The sequence below is a fragment of the Actinomycetospora sp. 2LY8.5 genome (assembly GCF_057180585.1).
In genome coordinates this window covers 139,667-157,608 of record NZ_JBXUHE010000001.1, presented here as the reverse complement: position 1 = coordinate 157,608, position 17,942 = coordinate 139,667, and the positions used below count along the sequence as shown (strand labels likewise).

General features: G+C 74.2%; 19 protein-coding genes. 9 read left to right on the top strand and 10 right to left on the bottom strand.

Annotated features, from left to right (window positions below; translation table 11 throughout):
- Positions 1 to 13 precede the first annotated feature (13 nt).
- Both AC2A1K_RS00765 and AC2A1K_RS00760 read left to right on the top strand, forming a co-directional pair.
- The gene (locus tag AC2A1K_RS00765) at positions 14 to 901 is read left to right on the top strand and encodes an SRPBCC family protein (RefSeq protein ID WP_483894395.1); all 888 of its coding nucleotides are present in this window, start codon (positions 14 to 16) and stop codon (positions 899 to 901) included.
- A 16-nt stretch (positions 902 to 917) separates the two neighbouring features.
- Positions 918 to 1,466: a DinB family protein gene (locus AC2A1K_RS00760; RefSeq protein ID WP_483894394.1), complete on the top strand. Its 549-nt coding sequence runs from the start codon at positions 918 to 920 to the stop codon at positions 1,464 to 1,466.
- Positions 1,467 to 1,557: 91 nt separating this feature from the next.
- Here AC2A1K_RS00760 and AC2A1K_RS00755 read toward each other — a convergent pair whose 3' ends face one another.
- The 7 genes from AC2A1K_RS00755 to AC2A1K_RS00725 are packed head-to-tail and all read right to left on the bottom strand — an operon-like array spanning position 1,558 to position 9,632.
- On the bottom strand, positions 1,558 to 2,871 hold the full coding sequence (locus AC2A1K_RS00755; protein WP_483894393.1) for an enoyl-CoA hydratase/isomerase family protein: 1,314 nt from the start codon (positions 2,869 to 2,871) through the stop codon (positions 1,558 to 1,560).
- Positions 2,868 to 3,353: a (2Fe-2S)-binding protein gene (locus AC2A1K_RS00750; protein ID WP_483894392.1), complete on the bottom strand. Its 486-nt coding sequence runs from the start codon at positions 3,351 to 3,353 to the stop codon at positions 2,868 to 2,870. Before AC2A1K_RS00750 ends, AC2A1K_RS00755 begins: the two co-directional genes overlap by 4 nt.
- A complete protein-coding gene (locus AC2A1K_RS00745) occupies positions 3,350 to 4,195 on the bottom strand; it encodes an FAD binding domain-containing protein (protein WP_483894391.1) in 846 nt (281 codons plus the stop codon). Before AC2A1K_RS00745 ends, AC2A1K_RS00750 begins: the two co-directional genes overlap by 4 nt.
- Positions 4,192 to 6,543, bottom strand: a complete 2,352-nt coding sequence (locus AC2A1K_RS00740; RefSeq protein ID WP_483894390.1) for a xanthine dehydrogenase family protein molybdopterin-binding subunit — start codon at positions 6,541 to 6,543, stop codon at positions 4,192 to 4,194. Before AC2A1K_RS00740 ends, AC2A1K_RS00745 begins: the two co-directional genes overlap by 4 nt.
- 8 nt (positions 6,544 to 6,551) lie before the next feature.
- Positions 6,552 to 7,316 carry an SDR family NAD(P)-dependent oxidoreductase gene (locus tag AC2A1K_RS00735; RefSeq protein ID WP_483894389.1) on the bottom strand — a complete coding sequence of 255 codons (765 nt, stop codon included), beginning with the start codon at positions 7,314 to 7,316 and terminating at the stop codon, positions 6,552 to 6,554.
- 22 nt (positions 7,317 to 7,338) lie between these two features.
- Positions 7,339 to 8,130: an MBL fold metallo-hydrolase gene (locus tag AC2A1K_RS00730; protein WP_483894388.1), complete on the bottom strand. Its 792-nt coding sequence runs from the start codon at positions 8,128 to 8,130 to the stop codon at positions 7,339 to 7,341.
- Entirely contained in the window at positions 8,127 to 9,632 is a 1,506-nt protein-coding gene (locus AC2A1K_RS00725) for a class I adenylate-forming enzyme family protein (protein ID WP_483894387.1), read from the bottom strand. The genes AC2A1K_RS00730 and AC2A1K_RS00725 overlap by 4 nt, the downstream gene beginning before the upstream one ends.
- A gap of 102 nt (positions 9,633 to 9,734) precedes the next feature.
- On the opposite strand from AC2A1K_RS00725, the gene AC2A1K_RS00720 reads away from it, so the two are divergent.
- The gene (locus AC2A1K_RS00720; RefSeq protein WP_483894386.1) at positions 9,735 to 10,316 is read left to right on the top strand and encodes a TetR/AcrR family transcriptional regulator; all 582 of its coding nucleotides are present in this window, start codon (positions 9,735 to 9,737) and stop codon (positions 10,314 to 10,316) included.
- Here the strand turns inward: AC2A1K_RS00720 and AC2A1K_RS00715 are convergent.
- Positions 10,294 to 10,707, bottom strand: coding sequence for a DoxX family protein (locus AC2A1K_RS00715; protein WP_483894385.1), 414 nt, complete (start codon positions 10,705 to 10,707; stop codon positions 10,294 to 10,296). The two genes, AC2A1K_RS00720 and AC2A1K_RS00715, sit on opposite strands and share 23 nt — an antisense overlap.
- The gene (locus AC2A1K_RS00710; RefSeq protein WP_483894682.1) at positions 10,704 to 10,985 is read right to left on the bottom strand and encodes a MarR family winged helix-turn-helix transcriptional regulator; all 282 of its coding nucleotides are present in this window, start codon (positions 10,983 to 10,985) and stop codon (positions 10,704 to 10,706) included. Before AC2A1K_RS00710 ends, AC2A1K_RS00715 begins: the two co-directional genes overlap by 4 nt.
- A 201-nt stretch (positions 10,986 to 11,186) precedes the next feature.
- On the opposite strand from AC2A1K_RS00710, the gene AC2A1K_RS00705 reads away from it, so the two are divergent.
- Complete coding sequence (locus AC2A1K_RS00705) at positions 11,187 to 11,369, top strand: hypothetical protein (RefSeq protein ID WP_483894384.1); 183 nt, start codon at positions 11,187 to 11,189, stop codon at positions 11,367 to 11,369.
- A 38-nt stretch (positions 11,370 to 11,407) separates the two neighbouring features.
- On the opposite strand, the gene AC2A1K_RS00700 is transcribed toward AC2A1K_RS00705, so the two are convergent.
- A complete protein-coding gene (locus tag AC2A1K_RS00700) occupies positions 11,408 to 11,629 on the bottom strand; it encodes a hypothetical protein (RefSeq protein ID WP_483894383.1) in 222 nt (73 codons plus the stop codon).
- A 111-nt stretch (positions 11,630 to 11,740) separates the two neighbouring features.
- On the opposite strand from AC2A1K_RS00700, the gene glyA reads away from it, so the two are divergent.
- The 5 genes from glyA to AC2A1K_RS00675 are packed head-to-tail and all read left to right on the top strand — an operon-like array spanning position 11,741 to position 17,942.
- Positions 11,741 to 13,039: a serine hydroxymethyltransferase gene (gene glyA / locus AC2A1K_RS00695; protein WP_483894382.1), complete on the top strand. Its 1,299-nt coding sequence runs from the start codon at positions 11,741 to 11,743 to the stop codon at positions 13,037 to 13,039.
- On the top strand, positions 13,036 to 14,286 hold the full coding sequence (locus AC2A1K_RS00690; RefSeq protein WP_483894381.1) for a sarcosine oxidase subunit beta family protein: 1,251 nt from the start codon (positions 13,036 to 13,038) through the stop codon (positions 14,284 to 14,286). The genes glyA and AC2A1K_RS00690 overlap by 4 nt, the downstream gene beginning before the upstream one ends.
- 11 nt (positions 14,287 to 14,297) lie before the next feature.
- Positions 14,298 to 14,558, top strand: a complete 261-nt coding sequence (locus AC2A1K_RS00685; protein ID WP_483894380.1) for a sarcosine oxidase subunit delta — start codon at positions 14,298 to 14,300, stop codon at positions 14,556 to 14,558.
- Positions 14,555 to 17,329 (top strand): 2Fe-2S iron-sulfur cluster-binding protein, encoded by a 2,775-nt coding sequence (locus tag AC2A1K_RS00680; RefSeq protein WP_483894379.1) that lies wholly within the window; start codon positions 14,555 to 14,557, stop codon positions 17,327 to 17,329. The genes AC2A1K_RS00685 and AC2A1K_RS00680 overlap by 4 nt, the downstream gene beginning before the upstream one ends.
- A 4-nt stretch (positions 17,330 to 17,333) precedes the next feature.
- Positions 17,334 to 17,942 (top strand): sarcosine oxidase subunit gamma, encoded by a 609-nt coding sequence (locus tag AC2A1K_RS00675; RefSeq protein ID WP_483894378.1) that lies wholly within the window; start codon positions 17,334 to 17,336, stop codon positions 17,940 to 17,942.

The window sequence follows — 17,942 nt, the reverse complement described above, 5'->3', positions numbered from 1 at the left end:
TACGGTGCGGGGCGTGACCGACGATCCCGTGATGACCCACATCGGCGCGGCGAGTGAGCTGTTCCGCTCCGGGGACGTGGAGGGGGCGCGGTCGGCGTTCGCGGAGCTGTGGCGCGCCGCCGTGGCCGAGGGCGACGCGTTCCACCGCTGCGTCGTGGCCCACTTCGCCGCCGACACCGAGCCCGACGTCGAGCAGGAGCTGGCGTGGGACCGCCGCGCGCTCGAGGCCGCCGACGAGGTCACCGACGAGCGCGCGCAGGAGTATCACGCGTCGCTCGGCGTCGCCGGGTTCTACCCGTCGCTGCACCTCGGCCTGGCCGACGACCACCGCCGGGTCGGCGACGACGAGCAGGCGCGCCACCACCTCGCCCGCGCTCAGGAGGTGCTCGGTGTGCTCGGCGACGAGCCGTACGGAGAAACGGTCCGCGGGGTCGCCGGGCGCCTCGCCGCCCTGTACGACGCGCCGCGCGTCGTCACGGCCGCCCGCGTGATCGCGGCGCCCGCGGCCCCGGTGTTCGAGCTGATCGCCGACCCGGCGCGCCAGCCCGCGTGGGACGGCAACGACAACCTCGCCGAGTCCGCCGGCGGGCAACGGGTCCGGGCCGTGGGCGACGTCTTCCTCACGCGGCTGACCATGGGCGAGGTGCGCGAGAACCACGTCGTCGAGTTCACCGAGGGTCGCCTGCTCGCGTGGACGCCGTCGGACCCCGGGCGCCTGCCACCGCCCGGGCACCTCTGGCGCTGGGAGCTCCAGCCCCTCGCGGGGGACCGCACCGCGGTCCGGCACACCTACGACTGGACGCACCTGGTCGACGAGCACCGGTTCGCGCGCGCCCGCGCCACGACCCCCGAGCGGCTGCGGGCCTCGCTCGACCGCCTCGCCGGTGTGGCCGAGGGCTGACCGAGGAGGCACCGCCATGGACGTCGACTGGCACCGCGAGCTGTTGGCGCAGATGGAGTTCCACTGGGAGGCGAGCCTGCGCCCACGCCTCGACGGGCTGACCGACGAGGAGTACCTCTGGGAGCCCGCGCAGCCCGCCTGGTCCGTGCGCCCGGGTCCCGGCGGCACCGGGCTGATCGACTGGGCGCTCGAGCCGCCGGAGCCACCGCCGGTGACGACGCTCGCCTGGCGCATCTGCCACGTCGCCGGGCCGTGCTTCGCCCTGCGCGCGAACCACCATTTCGGCGACGGCACCTGGAGCCCGGTCCGCGACGACTGGCCCACCACCGCGGCCGGCGGCCTGGCGTTCCTCGACGCGAGCTACGCGGCGTGGCACGACGCGATCGCGGCGCACCCCGAGCGCCTCACCGAGCCGAGCGGGCCGGCCGAGGGCCCGTACGCCGACGCCCCGTTCGCGACGCTCGTCCTGCACCTCACCCGCGAGATGTGCCACCACGGCGGCGAGATGGGCGTGCTGCGGGACCTCTACCGCGCGCAGGTCGGTGGCCGCGCGCGTCGTGGGTGACGCAGCGTCGGTGCGTCGCGACATGCGCGACCTGGGGTGTCCACGAGCGGTGGTGGCCGCCGCACTCGTGCACGAAGGGTGATCACGGCCGCTACTTCACACCGCCCCGGCGCTTCGGGTCCCACGCGATCTCCAGGTTGCGGATGATCGCCGGGGAGTACATGCAGCGCGCCTGCCCGAGGGCGAGGTTGGCCATGTAGTGCCGGAAGGTCTCGAGCGGTTCGACGCCCACGCGCATCTGGGTGCGGTTGGCGTTGACCCCGACCGATCCGGTCGCGGTCAGGGCGTCGACGGCGTCGTCGACCGCGGCCTGCATGCCGGCCTCGTCGACGGCGAGGTCGTCGACGATGAGGCGGCCCTCGGGGGAGCCGACGTCGATGTCGCGGTTGAAGAAGATCCCCTGGCGGGCGACCTTCTCCCCGACGAAGCGGGGCAGGCGCATGTTCCCGCAGCCGGGCAGGAAGCCCTCGCGCCGCGCCGGGAGGTTGACGTAGGCCCCGGACCGGGCGACGACACGGTCCATCACCAGCAGGAACTGGCAGCCCCCGCCGATGGCGAACGTGTCGACGGCGGCGATCCACGGCTTCTCCTGGCGCCGCTCGACGGTGCTGACCCCGCCGGCGCCCAGGCTGTGGCCGCGGTACCACTTGGTGATCAGTCCGAGCTCACGCTCGACGAAGAACTCGATCAGCGAGACCTCGCCGTGGTAGAGCCGGGTGAGGTTGACGCCGGTGTCGAAGACGCGGCGCCCGGCGTAGCGGGGGTGCTGTGCCTCGTCGCCGCGCAGGACCCCGACCTCGATCCGGTCGTCGAGCAGGACGAGGTCGGTGGCGGTCTCCATCGCCGCGGTCGACTCGTCGTCCTCGGCGTTGAGGTACCGGTGGTGCGCGATCGTCAGGTGCCCGACGGTGCCGTCCCGCTCGAGCCGGCACGTGCCGAGGTCGACCCGACCGGTCTCCCGGAACCGGTCGAGCAGGTCGAGCGCCTCGCGGCGCGGCTGGGCCATGGCGTGCATCAGGTGGTAGCCGGTCCGCGCGTCGTCGAGGACCCGGGACAGGAAGATCCCCTGGTCGACCTCCCAGCCTTCCTTGTCCTTCTGCGGGTGCCGGCGCTCGGCGGCGATGCGCTCGCGGGTCGGGGTCAGGCCGGGCACCAGCTCGGCGGCCCCGTAGGCGAGCTCCGCGGCGCGCAGCGTCCGGGTGGCGCCGTCGGTGACGGCGTCGTAGACGGCGTCGAGGTGGTGGTCGAGGAAGCGCTCGCGGGCCCCACGGCCCCGCTCGAGCAGTGCCGTGGCCTCCTGCTGCTGGGTGTCGGACCGCTCGGGCCGGGCCGGGAGCGCCGCCAGGTCGGCGTCGATCCCGTCGAGGTGCTCGGAGAGCAGGACGGAGTCCCGTTCGAAGGTCATGGCGTCTCCTCCGACCGGGCGTGAGCGAGCCGGGCGGCGTCCTGGACGGCGTCGACGATGCCCATGTAGCCGGTGCAGCGGCAGATGTTGCCGGCCATCTCGGCGCGGATGCGGTCGCGACCGGGGTCGGGATCGGTGTCGAGGAGGTGGGCGGCGGTCATCAGCATCCCGGGGGTGCAGGCGCCGCACTGCAGCCCGTGGCACCGCGAGAACGCCTCCTGCAGGGGGTGCAGCGTGCCGTCCTCGTCGGCCAGGCCCTCGACGGTGGCGACCTCGGCGGCGTCCGCCTGCACCGCGAACATGAGGCATGCGCGGGCCGGCAGCCCGTCGACGAGGACCGTGCACGCCCCGCAGACCCCGTGCTCGCAGCCGACGTGGGTACCGGTCAGGCCCAGGTCCTCGCGCAGCGCGTCGGACAGGGTGCGGCGGGGCTCGACGTCGACCCGGTGGCGCTCGCCGTTGACCGTCAGCGTGATCTTCATGCCGGCTCCCGGACGGGCTGGGGACGCCCGGCGAGGTCCGCGAGCGCCCGGAGGGCCATCTGCTCGGTGAGCGCCCGCCGGTAGCCGGCGCTGCCGTGGAGATCCGACGGCGGGTCGACGTCGTCGGCGGCGGCCGCGGCGAGGAGGGCGACGTGGTCGTCGCAGCTCTCCTCGCCGATGCGGTCGAGATCGCCGGCGTCGACGAGGTGGGGCACGCCGCCGACGCCGCCGACGACCACGCGCACCCGGTCGCCGAACCGCGCGGCCGCCACCGCGACGACGGCGAAGTCGCCGTGGCGCCGGGCGACCTCCGCGAAGCCCCAGGCGTCGGGCACCGGCAGCTCGACGTCGGTGATCATCTCGGTGTCGGCCAGGTCGCTCTGCAGCGCGCCGACGAACAGCTCCCCGGCACCGAGCCGGCGCGCCCCGGTGGGCCCGGCGACGTGGACGGCGCCGTCGCAGGCCCGCAGCACGACGGGCAGCTCGGCGGACGGGTCGGCATGCGCGAGGCTCCCACCCAGCGTCCCGCGGCTGCGGATCGCGGCGTGCCCGATCCGGCGGGCGGCCTCGGCGGCGAGAGGATGGAGCCGCTGGTCGGCCAGGGCGAGGTGACGCACCAGCGCGCCGGCGTGCAGCACGCGGTCGCGGACCTCGAGGCGGTCCAGGCCGGGAACGCGGTTGACGTCGACGAGCACCGACGGCCGCGCCAGGCGCAGCGCGAGGACCGGCACCAGGCTCTGGCCCCCGGCGAGGATCTTGCCCTCGTCGTCGGCGCCCTGGAGGGCGGCCACGGCGTCGGCGACGTCGGCGGCGCGGTGGTAGGAGAACGGCGGGCACTTCATCGCTGCACCAGCTCCCAGACCCGGGCGGGCGTGACGGGCAGATCGTCGATCTCGACCCCGAGGGCGTCGGCGACCGCCCCGGCGATCACGGCGTTCGGCGCGAGCGTGCCGCCCTCGCCGACCCCGCGGACGCCCGTCGGGTTCGCGGCCGGGGTGCTGACGTGCCCGATCCGCAGCTCGGGGATCTCGCCGGCGGTCGGCATGAGGTAGTCGAGCAGGGTGCCGGTGGAGAGGTTGCCGGCGTCGTCGTAGACCAGGTGCTCGTACATCGCGCCGCCGATGCCCTGGGCGATCGAGCCGGCGATCTGCCCGTCGACGATCACGGGGTGGACGATCCGGCCGGCGTCCTCGACGCAGACCCAGTCCAGGATGCGGATCTCACCCGTGGTCGGGTCGACCTCGAGGGCGGCGATCTGCGCGCCGGCGGCGAACGCGCCGCGGATCGGGTCGTAGAACTTCGTCCCCTCCAGCCCGGGCTCGAAGCCCGCGGGCAGGCGGTCGGACTGCAGGTAGGCGACTCGGGCGACCTCGGCCAGCGAGATGATCGGCTTCTCCTGCCCCGCCATGTGGATCTGCCCGCCGCGCAGGTCGAGCTCCTCGACCGGCGCCTCCTTCAGCGCGGCGGCCAGCGCGAGGGCCTTGCCCCGGACGTCCTCGCCCGCAAGGTGGGCGGCGCCGCCGCTGATCACGGCCTGGCGGGAGGAGAAGGCGCCGAAGCCCCAGAGCGACTCGTCGGTGTCGCCGTAGCGGACCTCGACGTCGTCGTAGTCGACGCCGAGGGCGTCGGCGACCACCTGCGCCATCGTCGTCTCGAGACCCTGTCCCTGGGAGGTGACGCCGGAGAACACGGTGACCGCGCCGTCGGGGTTGATGCGCACGGTGCAGGCGTCGTGGCCGGTGCGGAACGCCATGCGGGGGCCGGCGGACGCGGCCCGGCCCAGGCCGGTGAGCTCGTTGTAGACACCGACGCCGATGCCGAGCGGCAGCCCGCCCTCGACCCGGCGACGGGTCTGCTCGGCGCGCCACCGCTCGAGGTCGAAGGTCGCGACGGCCTTGTCCAGGCAGGCCTCGTAGGCACCGGAGTCGTCGACCAGCCGCGAGGGCATCGTGTAGGGCACGTCGGCGGGGAGGATGAGGTTACGGCGCCGCAGCGCGATCGGGTCGATCCCGAGCGCGCGGGCGCCGGAGTCCATCAGCGCCTCCATCGCGAACACCGTCGACGGCCGCGCGACGCCCCGATACGGGCCGGACGGGCTGGTGTTGGTGGCGACGCCGCGGACGGTGCACGCGTAGTGCGCGAGCTTGTAGGGCCCGGTGAGCAGGCCGCCGGCCATGAGCGGCTCGATGCCCGCGGTCCACGGGTAGACGGAGTAGGCGCCGGTGTTGCACCAGACGTCGGCGCTCACCGCGAGCAGCTCCCCGTCGGGGGCGAACCCCGCGTGCAGCACGTAGCGGTGGTCGCGGGCGTGGGTGGCCGCGAGCAGGTGCTCGACGCGGTCCTCGACCCACTTCAGCGCCGTGCCGGGCATCGCCATCGCCATGAGGCAGAGCGCGACGTCCTCGGGGTAGAGCACCGCCTTGACGCCGAACCCGCCGCCGACGTCGGGGGCGATGACGCGGATGTTGCCCTCGGGCAGGTCGAGCAGCTCGGCGAGCTGGGTCCGCACGATGTAGGGCACCTGGGTGCCCGACCAGAACGTCAGCCTCCGGTCCACGGCCTCGTACCGCGCGACGCCGGCGCGGCACTCGATGGGGTTGCCGCCGTGGCGGTTGGTGGTCAGCTCGCGGTCGACGACGACGGCCGCGTCCGCGAGGGCGGCGTCGACGTCGCCGGCGCGGAAGGTCCGGGAGAGCAGCACGTTGTCGGGCGCCTCGTCATGAACGGGGTCGCGCACCGGGTGCTCCGGTTCCGCCCAGGCGCTGATCGTCGGCGGCAGCGGGTCGTAGTCCACGACGACCGCCTCGGCCCCGTCCTCGGCGAGGTAGCGGTCCGCCGCGACGACGGCGGCGACGGCCTCGCCGGCGAAGCGGACCTTGCCGCGCGCCAGCGGCGGCTGGTCGGTCTCGACGTACCCGGGCAGGGCGGACTGCGCGCGCAGCGCGACCGGCGCGATCGCCGGGTGCTCGCCGGTGAACACCGCGGTCACGCCGTCGACCTCGAGCGCCTCGGCCACGTCGACCCCGGTGATCCGGCCGTGGGCGACCGGGCTGCGCACGAACGCGACGTGGCGCATGCGGGGCAGCGCGAGGTCGGAGACGTAGCGGCCGCGCCCGGTGAGCAGGCGCGCGTCCTCCTTGCGGCGCACGGGGGCGCCGCTGGCGGGGATGTGCTCGTCGGCAGAAGTCATGGCTGGGCTCAGGGCATCGCGAAGCCGCCGTTGACGGACACGACCTGCCCGGTGGTCCAGGACGAGCACGGCGAGGCGAGCAGCAGGATCGTCGGGGTCACGTCCTCGGGGCGCCCGAGGCGGCGCAGCGGGTAGAGCGCGGTGATCTTCTTCAGACGCTCGTCGTCGGTGCCGCCCGCGTGGTCGGAGAACCGGTCGGTCTGCACCAGGCCGATCGAGACGGCGTTCGCGCGGATGCCGTGGCGGGCGAGCTCCTTGGCCAGTGACTTGGTCAGCCCGAGCGTCGACGAGCGCGCGGTCGCGGTGACCGTGAGCCCGGACTCGCCGACCCGTCCGGAATCGCCCATGAGCGACACGATCGCGCCACCGCCGTGCTCGGCCATGCGGCGGGCGACGGCGTGCGAGATGCGCACGGTGCCGGTGACGGTCACGTCGATCTCGGCGGCGAACTCGTCGGCCGAGCGCTCGAGGAAGCGCCCGCGGCTCGTGACCGCGGCGTTGTTGACGAGCACCCCGATCGGCCCGAGATCGGCCTCCACGGTCGTGATGGCGTGGGCCACCGCGGCCTCGTCCCGGGTGTCGACGGCCACCGCGATCGCCTTCACGCCGGTGGCGCGCGCCGCCTCGGCGGCCTCCTCGGCGCCGGCGCTTGAGGTGTTGTAGCCGAAGGCGACCTGGGCGCCCTCGGCGACGAAGGCCTCGCCGATCGCGCGGCCGAGGCCCTGGCCGGCCCCCGTGACCAGCACGGTGGTGCCGGCGAGCTGCAGATCCATCCAGTACTCCTCGGGCGACGACTCAGACGGTGACGAAGCGGCGCCGCTCGCCGAAGGTGACGATCCGGCCGACGGCGAGTCCGGGCAGGTGGGCGGGGACGACGAGATCGTCGGTGTCGGCGACCTCGTCGACGACGCGGTTCCGCATCGCCTGCGCGGCGGCGGGGTCGACGTCGAAGGTGGCCTCCCAGTCGGGCTCCTCGAGCTCGACGATCGAGTGCGCGACGTCCCCGATCAGCAGGGCGCGCTCCCCGCGGCTGGAGACGACGTAGCTGGTCGAGCCCGGGGTGTGGCCCGGCGTGGGACGGGCGTCGAGCCCGGGGGCGACGGTGTGCTCGGCGTCGAAGGTCTCGAGGCGTTCGCGCAGCGGGGCGAGCTTGCGCACCGCGCCGGGGTCGGCGTCGGCGGCGTCGACGAAGTGCGCCCAGTCCGCGGCGTGCGCGCGGTAGGTGGCGCGGTCGAAGACGACCCGCCCCCTGCTCGTCGCCCAGCCGACGTGGTCGAAGTGCAGGTGGGTGAAGACGACGTCGGTGACCTGGCCGGGCGCGACGCCGTGTGCGGCGAGCGCGTCGAGGAAGCCGCCGCCCGCGTAGTGGTCGTTGTGGATGCGGCCGACACCCGCGTCGACGAGGACGACGCGATCGCCGGTGCGCAGCAGGAAGCCGCCGAGGGTCAGCTCGAGGTTCCCGTGGGCGTCGAGGCGCTCGGGATGGCAGGCCCACCGGTCGCCGCCGGGCGCGGAGAGCACCTCGCGGGCCTGCTCCCGTCCTGTCCCGTCGACCACCGGGAGGATCTCGAGATCGCCGACCTTCACGCCGGGGCCTTCTCGGTGAGCAGCTTCGCGAGCTCGAAGCGCTTGATCTTCCCGGAGCCGGTGCGCGGGATGACGTCGACGACGCGGAAGGCGGCGGGGACCTTGAACCCCGTGAGGTGCTCCCGGCAGTGCGCCGCCACCACGTCCAGGTCCGCCGCACCGACCAGGAAGGCCACCGGCTCCTCGCCGAGGTCGGGGTGCGCGCGCCCGACGACGGCGGCGTCGCCGACGCCGGGCGCTCGCAGGAGCACGTTCTCGATCTCGGCGGGGTAGATGTTCTCGCCGCCCCGGATGATCATCTCCTTGGTGCGGCCGGAGATCGTGAGGTAGCCGTTCGCGTCGGCGCGGGCGAGGTCGCCGGTGCGGTACCAGCCGTCGGCCAGGACGTCCGCGGTCTGCTCGGGGCGGTTCCAGTAGCCGCGCATGACGCTCGGGCCGCGCACCCACAGCTCGCCCTCACCGCCGGGCGGCGCGTCGGTGCCGGTGACGGGATCGACCAGCCGCACCGCGAGCCCGGGCAGCGGCAGCCCGCACGAGCCGGACGGCCGCGCCCCGTGCGGCCAGTTCATCGCGACCATCGTCGAGGTCTCGGTGATCCCGTAGCCGTCGAGCAGCGGGACGCCGAACGCGCGCTCGAAGGTCTCGCCGACCGAGGCGGGCAGGATCGCGCCGGCGGAGACGGCGAGCCGCAGCCGGTGGCGGGGTGGCCGTTCGCCGCCCGCCCGGAGCAGGTAGGAGAAGTGGGTGGGGACCCCGGGCAGGACGGTGTAGCCGTCGCCGAGCATGTCGAGGACCCGCGTGGGGGAGAAGCGCGGCAGGATGCGCTCGCTCGCCCCTGTCGCGACGATCCCGAGCACGCAGAGGTCGAGCGCGTAGGAGTGGAACAGCGGCAGACCCGACAGGACGGACTCGCCCGGTCCGAGGCCGACGATCGGTGCCCAGCACGCCGCGACCACCCAGAGGCAGCTGTGCAGGCTCAGCTCGACGCCCTTGGGACGCCCGGTGGTGCCGGACGTGTAGAGCATGAACGCCGTGGCGTCGAGGTCGGTGGGATCGGGCGCCGGCACCGCGGGGTCGCTGGTGACGAGGTCCTCGTAGCCCTCGCCGACGACGATCGTCGTGACGTCTCGGCCGACGAGGCCGCCCACCAGTCCGGCGCGCGCCACGTCCGTGACCACGACGCGCGCGCCGCAGTCGGTGAGCATGTAGTCGATCTCCGCGGGGGCGGCGTCCGGGTTGAGGCACACCGCGACCGCGCCGGCGCGGGGGATCGCCAGGTAGGTCTCCGCGGTCTCGGTGGCGTTGGCCATCACCATCGCGACCCGGTCGCCGGGCCGGACGCCGAGGGCGACGAGGTGGCCGGCGAGCCGGCGGGTGGTGGTCGCGAGCTGCCGCCACGACACGTCGCGGGCGTCGTCGGCGAAGGCGATGTCGTCGGGGCGGGCGGCTGCATGGCCGTCGAGCAGCGCGTGGACGGGTCGGATCACCTCGGTACGCAGCATCGCGCCTCCCAAGCTGATGAACGCTCGTTAGTTTGACCGTAGCGAGGGACACAGCGGTCGGACAAGCTCACGAGCGCTCGTTCGTCGTGGCACCATGAGCCGGTGGTGACCCGGGCCGGTCTGAACCCCGACGTCGTGCTCGACGCCGCGCTGACGCTGTTCGCGCGCCGCGGCTACCACGGCACCGCGCTCAGCGAGATCGCCGAGTCGCTGCAGGTCCGGACGCCCAGCCTCTACAACCACATGGGCTCGAAGCACGATCTGTTGCGCAGCATCGTCGACCGCACCACGGCCGGCGTGCTCGACGACTTCCACCGCGTCCTCGACCCGGACGACCCGCCCGCCGAGCAGCTGCGTCGGGCGACCCGGGTCTACGCCCACCGCCACGCGACGCACCGCCGCGAGGCCCTCGTCGTCAACCGCGACACCAGCAGCCTCTCCGAGCCCGCCTTCGGCGAGATGCAGGCCCGCCGGCGCGAGCACGAGCACGCCCTGCGCGCGGTGATCGCCCGGGGCGTCGAGTCCGGCGACTTCCACGTCGAGTCACCCGCGCTCGCCTCGTTCGCGATCCGCGAGCTGTGCGTGAGCATCGCGCGCTGGTTCTCCGACGACGGCCCCCTCACCGCCGAGCAGGTCGCGGACCAGTACAGCGCGTTCGCGCTCAGGATCGTGGGCGCGTCCTAGACCTCCTCGTCAGGAGCTCCCACGCCCCGGTGCACCACAGCGCCCAGGCCACGAGCACCGGCTGGAACAGCAGCCGCACGCCCCGCACCGCGTCGGTGTCGAGGCCGAAGGCGGACCGCCCCTCGACGAACTGGGCGATGTTGCCCGGGAAGATCGCGACGAAGAAGGCCGCGACGACGAGGCCGACCGCGGCGCGGTGGCGCACGAGGGCGACGAGGGCGAGCCCGAGGACGATCTCGACGACCCCGGAGACGACGACCACCGCGTCGGCGTCGGCGGGGAACCACGACGGCACCTGCGCGCGGAACGCCTCGCGCGCCACGGTGAGGTGCGCCGTGCCGGCGGCGAGCAGGAAGAGCCCGAGCAGGATGCGGGCGGCGCCCCGGATCACCCGACCTCCCCGCGGAACAGCTCGAACAGCGCGTGTGTGAGCACCCGGTGGCTCTCGTCGTCGAGCCGGTCGCGCAGGCGGGCGTCCACTTCGGTGATGATCGCCGTCCCGGTGCGTTGCAGGCGTGTGCCCTCGGGCGTGACGTGCAGTTCGGCGGTGCGCCCGCGGCCCGGGTCGGTGTCGAGGGCGACGGCGCCGCGCGCCTCGAGGGCGGCGAGCGTCGCCTGCATGCTCTGCGGCGTGACCCCGGCCCGGCGGGCGAGCTCGCTGTAGGACAGGCCCGGGTCCGGGGCGAGGTGGCCGAGGGCGGACAGGTGGCGCAGGGCGATCCCGTCGGCCTTCAGGGCGCCCTCGACCCGGGGTGCCCGCGGTCGGGGCTGGGCGGCGGCCGTGGCGCTGGAGAGGTCGGCGACAGCCGCCGACTGACGCGGATCTCACCGCCGGACGTATCGCCCGACCGGGCGGGTCGTTATCTCTCCGTGACCAGACGAGCGCACACGGCGTCCGGCGGCCCCGCCCGCTACGTCGCCACCGCCGTGGGCATCTTCCTGTTCGCGCTGCTGCTCGTGACCGGCGCGGAGCTCGTCATCGGCCACCCGCTCTCCGGCGGGAGCGCCGGCGAGACCTCGATGGGCGCGCTGTTCGTGACGCCGGACGACTGACGTCGAACGACCCGTGTCCTGAGGACACGGATCGGCGGTCACGACTCCGGTGAGAACACCGCCCAGACGCGCCCCGGCTCCTCGACCGGGCGCAGGTCCAGCCCGTACCCGTGCCGCCGCGCGATCGCGGCGGCCTGCTCGCCGTTGATGCTCCGGATCGTCAGGCCGACCCTCCGGTCGCGCAGGATCAGCGCCGCGAGCTGCTGATCGAGCCTGCTCATCTCGAAGCCGGCCGTCCACTGATCGGTTCCCTCGGGCATCCCGCGACCTCCTCCTGTCTCCGCCGACGAGACAAGTGTTGACCCTGCTCGACGTCCCTGTCTACAGTCATCGCCATCAGATATATCAATTGGCTACGATGAGGAACGCGGATGTCGCTCACAGTCGCTCCTGAGGGTCGCACCGTCCCCGTGCTCGACCGGTCGCTCGCCGCGGCGGACCCCGAGGTGGCCGCCGCGGTCGACGCCGAGCCGCGCCGCCAGCACGGCACGCTCGAGATGATCGCGAGCGAGAACTTCGCGCCGGTCGCGGTCATGGAGGCGCAGGGGTCGGTCCTCACCAACAAGTACGCGGAGGGCTACCCCGGCCGGCGCTACTACGGCGGCTGCGAGCACGTCGACGTCGTCGAGCAGCTCGCGATCGACCGGCTGAAGGCCCTCTTCGGCGCCGAGTTCGCCAACGTGCAGCCGCACTCGGGCGCGCAGGCGAACGCCGCGGTGATGGCCGCGCTCCTCGCGCCCGGCGACACGATCCTCGGGCTCGCGCTGGCGCACGGGGGCCACCTCACCCACGGCATGCACCTGAACTTCTCGGGGCGCCTCTACGACGTCGCCGCCTACCACGTGCGCGCCGACGACCACCGCGTCGACATGGCCGAGGTCGAGGCGCTGGCCCACGAGCGCCGCCCCAAGCTGATCATCGCGGGCTGGTCGGCGTACCCGCGCCAGCAGGACTTCGCGGAGTTCCGCCGCATCGCCGACGCGGTCGGCGCCTGGTTCATGGTCGACATGGCGCACTTCGCCGGGCTCGTCGCGGCGGGACTGCACCCCTCGCCGGTGCCGCTCGCGCACGTCGTCACCTCGACCACGCACAAGACGCTCGGCGGCCCGCGGGGCGGGGTGATCCTCTCCGCGGACGGGGAGCTCGCGAAGAAGCTGAACTCCAGCGTCTTCCCCGGCCAGCAGGGCGGCCCGCTCGAGCACGTGATCGCCGCCAAGGCCGTCGCGTTCAAGCTCGCGGGCGAGCCCGAGTTCCGCGACCGCCAGGTCCGCACCGTCGCCGGAGCCCGCATCCTGGCCGACCGGCTGCTCGCCGAGACCGGCGTCGGCGTCGTCTCCGGCGGCACCGACGTGCACCTCGTCCTCGTCGACCTGCGCGACTCCGAGCTCGACGGCAAGCAGGCCGAGGACCGCCTGCACCGCGTCGGGATCACGGTCAACCGCAACGCGGTCCCGTTCGACCCCCGCCCGCCGATGGTCAGCTCCGGGGTCCGCATCGGCACCGCCGCGCTCGCCGCGCGCGGCTTCGACGCCGACGACTTCCGCACCGTCGCCGACGTCATCGCCCTGGCCCTGCGTCCGCAGGTCACCGACACCGAGCTGGACGCGCTCGCGCAGCGCGTCGCCGCCCTCGCCGACCGCCACCCTCTCTACCGGGAGCTGCAGGCATGACGACTCCGGGCACCACCGCACCGACCCCGCCGGGCGCCCACCTGCCCGAGCACCCCGACCACCTCTGGGACGACGCCGAGCCGAAGAAGGCCTACGACGTCGTCATCGTGGGCGGCGGTGGCCACGGCCTCGCGACGGCGCACTACCTCGCGAAGAACCACGGCATCACCAACGTCGCGGTGCTCGAGAAGGGCTGGCTCGCGGGCGGCAACATGGCCCGCAACACCACCCTGATCCGCTCGAACTACCTCTGGGACGAGTCGGCGGGCATCTACGAGCACGCCCTCAAGCTCTGGGAGGGGCTCGAGGACGACCTCGGCTACCCGATCCTGTTCAGCCAGCGCGGCGTGCTCAACCTCGCGCACACCGAGCAGGACGTCCGCGACTCGGTGCGCCGCGTCGAGGCGAACAGGCTCAACGGGATCGACGCCGAGTGGCTCGGCCCCGACGAGGTCGCGAAGGTCTGCCCGATCGTCAACGTCTCGGCGGACATCCGCTACCCGGTCCAGGGGGCGACGTTCCAGCCGCGCGCCGGCATCGCCAAGCACGACTACGTGGCCTGGGGCTTCGCCCGCCGCGCGAGCGAGGCCGGTATCGACATCATCCAGAACTGCGAGGTCACGGGCTTCGTCACCGACGGAGACCGCGTCACGGGCGTGCGCACGAGCCGCGGGAACGTCGCCGCCGGCACGGTCGCCCTCTGCGCGGCCGGGCACACCTCGACGCTGCTCGACATGCTGGGCGTCCCCGCGCCGCTGCAGTCGCACCCGCTGCAGGCCCTGGTCTCGGAGCTCCTCGAGCCCGTGCACCCGACGATCGTCATGTCGAACGCGGTGCACGTGTACGTCTCGCAGGCCCACAAGGGCGAGCTCGTGATGGGCGCGGGCGTGGACTCGCCCATCGGCTACGGCCAGCGCGGTGCGTTCCACGTCATCGAGCGCCAGATGGCCGCGGCCGTCGAGCTCTTCCCGGTCTTCGCCCGCGCCCACCTGCTGCGCAGCTGGGCCGGCGTCGTCGACGTCACCCCGGACGCGAGCCCGATCGTCGGCGCCACGCCCTACGAGAACGTCTTCCTCAACTGCGGCTGGGGGACCGGCGGCTTCAAGGCGACCCCCGGCCTGGGCTGGGCGTTCGCCGACACCGTCGCCCACGGCCGCCCCCACCCCCTCGTCGCGCCGTTCGGCCTCGACCGCTTCGTCACCGGAGCCCTCGTCGACGAGCACGGCGCCGCCGCGGTCGCGCACTAAGGAGCCTGTAGATGCAACTCATCGCCTGCCCCTGGTGCGGCCCCCGCGAGGAGACGGAGTTCTCCTACGGCGGCCAGGCCCACGTGCCCTACCCCGAGCACCCCGCCTCGCTGACCGACGAGCAGTGGGCGCACTTCGTGTTCTTCCGCGCCAACCCGAAGGGCCCCCTCGCCGAGCGCTGGGTGCACGCCTCGGGCTGCCGGCGCTGGTTCACCGCCGTCCGCGACACCCGCACCTACCGTTTCCACGGCCCCTCGGAGCTGACCTCATGAGCCGCGTCGCCGGGTACGGCCGCGTCGACCGCAGCCGCACGATCACCGTCACCGTCGACGGCACGCCCTACACCGGGTACCCGGGCGACACCGTCGCGTCGGTGCTGCTCGCCCACGGCGCCCGCCCGCAGACCACCAGCGTCACGTACGGGCGCCCGCGGGGGATCGGCGCGGCCTGGACCGAGGACCCGACCGGCCTGGTCCAGGTCGAGGAGCCGTTCGGAGAGCCGATGCTGCTGGCCGCGACCGTCGAGGCCGCCGACGGGCTCGTCGTGCGCGGGGTCAACGGTCAGGGCCGCCTCGCCGAGGTCCCCGACACCGCCCGCTACGACCGGCAGCACCACCACTGCGACGTGCTGGTCGTCGGCGCGGGCCCGGCGGGCCTCGTCGCCGCCCGCAGCGCCGCCCGCGCGGGGCAGAGCGTCGTGCTCGTCGACGACCGCCCGGAGGCAGGCGGCACGCTGACCGGCACCGAGACGATCGACGGCGAGCCCGCGCTCGCGTTCGTCGCCGGCGTCGTCGCCGAGCTGGCCGCGCTGCCGACGGTCACCCACCGGCAGCGCACCACCGCGTTCGGGCACTACGACGACGGCTTCGTGCTCGCCCTCGAGCGCCGGGGCGACGCCGCGCGCACCCGCCAGCGCGTGCACCGCATCCGCGCCGGGCGCGTCGTGGTCGCGGCCGGCGCGATCGAGCGCCCGATCGTCTTCGAGGACAACGACCGCCCCGGCATCATGCTGGCCTCGGCGGCGCGGGACCTCCTGCACCGCCACGGCGTCCTCGCCGGCCGCGAGGTCGTCGTCTTCACCAGCGACGACGCCGCCTACGCCGCCGCGGTCGACCTCGCCGACGCCGGCGCGGTCGTGCGCGTCCTCGACGCCCGCGAGCGCGCGCCGCAGGCCTGGCGGCGGCGTTGCGACGAGCGTGGCGTCCCGGTCGAGACCGGCGCGCTCGTGCACGGTACCCGCGGCGAGGAGCACCTGACCGCGGCCGTGGTCGGCACGGTCACCGGCCTCGAGCGCCGCGAGGTCCCCTGCGACCTGCTGCTGGTCAGCGGCGGCTGGAACCCGACCGCGCACCTGGTCGGCCACGTCGGCGGCACCCTGACCTACGACGCCGTGATCGGCGCCTTCCGGCCGGACTCGCCCACCGACGGCGTCACCGCGGTCGGCGCCGCCAACGGCACCTTCGCCCTCGCCGACATCCTGCGCGAGGCCGGCGGCACCGACGCCCCCGTCGCGCCGGCCGAGGAGTGGCCGGAGCCGACGCTCGTGCTCTGGCACACACCCGGCGAGCCGAGCCGGCAGTTCGTCGACGTCGCGCGGGACGCCACCGTCGCCGACGTGGCCCGGGCCGTGGGCGCCGGCATGACCCACCCCGAGCACGTCAAGCGCTACACGACCATCGGCACCGCCCACGACCAGGGCAAGACCTCCGGGATCCTCGCCCTCGGCATCCTCGCCGAGTTCACGGGCCGCCCGATCCAGGAGGTCGGCACCACCACGTTCCGCCCGCCGTACACCCCGGTCGCGTTCGCGGCGCTGGCCGGGCGCGAGCGCGGCGACCTGTTCGACCCGGTGCGGACGACACCGCTGCACGCCTGGCACGTCGACGCCGGCGCCGAGTTCTCCGACGTCGGGCAGTGGAAGCGCGCCCGGCACTACCCCCACGCCGGCGAGGACATGACCGCCGCCGTGCTGCGCGAGTGCGCCGCGGTGCGCACGTCGGTCGGGATCATGGACGCGTCGACGCTCGGCAAGATCGACGTCCGCGGGCCGGACGCGCCGGTCCTGCTCGACCGGCTCTACACGAACATGATGTCGAGCCTGAAGGTCGGGCGCGTCCGCTACGGCGTGATGTGCGGCCACGACGGCATGGTCGTCGACGACGGCACCGTGCTGCGTCTCGCCGAGGACCGTTACCTCGTCACGACCACGACCGGCAACGCAGCGCACGTCCTCGACCGGATGGAGGAATGGGTCCAGACCGAGTGGCCCGACCTGCGGGTGCGCCTGACCTCGGTCACCGAGCAGTGGTTCATCGCCGCCGTCGCGGGCCCGCGCTCGCGGGACGTGATCGGCGCGGTCTTCGGCGGCCCCGACGGCATCGACGTCCGCAACGACGCGTTCGGGTTCATGACCTGGCAGGACACGACGCTCGACGGCGTGCCGGTGCGCCTCGCGCGGATCTCGTTCTCCGGTGAGCTCGCGTACGAGGTGACGGTCAGCTCCTGGTACGCGCCGGCGGTGTGGGCGCGGCTGATCGAGGCCGGGGCGCCGTACGGCATCACGCCCTACGGCACCGAGACCATGCACGTCCTGCGCGCCGAGAAGGGCTACCCGATCATCGGCCAGGACACCGACGGCACCGTCTCCCCGCACGACCTCGGCATGAGCTGGGCGGTGTCGACGACGAAGGACGACTTCGTCGGCAAGCGGTCCCACGCCCGCCCGGAGAACGGCAACCCGCTGCGCAAGCAGCTGGTCTCGCTCCTGCCGACCGACGCCGCCACCAAGCTGCCCGAGGGCTCGCAGATCGTGCGCTTCTGCGACGACGGCGCCCTGCCCCCGGCGCCCGTGCCGATGCTCGGGCACGTCACCTCCAGCTACCACAGCGCCGAGCTCGCCCGACCCTTCGCGCTCGCCCTGGTCAAGGGCGGCCGGGAGCGCCTGGGCGAGGTCGTCCACGTGCCCGTCGGCGACGAGCTCGTGGCCGCGCGCATCGGCGAGCCCGTACTCGTCGACCCGGAAGGAGCCCGCAGAGATGGCTGATCGGATGGCTGACCGTACGCTCGCCGCCGTCCACCCGCTGGAGGACCGCCGGGCCGCGCTGGCGTCCGTGGGGACCCCGGCCCTGCGCCTCGAGCTCGAGGCCCCCGTCGCGGCCGTCGACCTCCGCGTCGACCCTTGCGGGAGCGGGCCCGCGGCGGTCGCCGCCGCCGTCGGCGCCGCACTGCCCTCGGCGCCCGACACCTGGACCGCGCTCCCGACGGGGCTCGCCCTGCGCCTCGGGCCTGACGAGTGGCTGCTCACCAGCACCACCGCCGACCCCGAGGACTGGGAGTTCCACGTCGACGAGACGGCCGTCGCCCACGGCGGCATGGCCGTCGACGTGTCCGCGCAGCGCACGAGCCTGCGCGTGCGGGGCACCGCCGCGCGGGAGCTGCTCTCGTTCGGCTGCTCGCTCGACCTGCGGCCCGCGGCGTTCCCGCGGGGCCGCTGCGCCCAGACCCTGCTCGGCCAGGCCGCCGTCCTGCTCGTCGCGCACGGACCCGTCTCCGGGGTCGACGACCTCGCCCTGATCGTCCGCACCTCCTTCGCCGGTTACGTCGCCGACTGGCTCGTCGACGCCGCCCCCGAGATCCACCCAGCGTTCGTCCCGTAA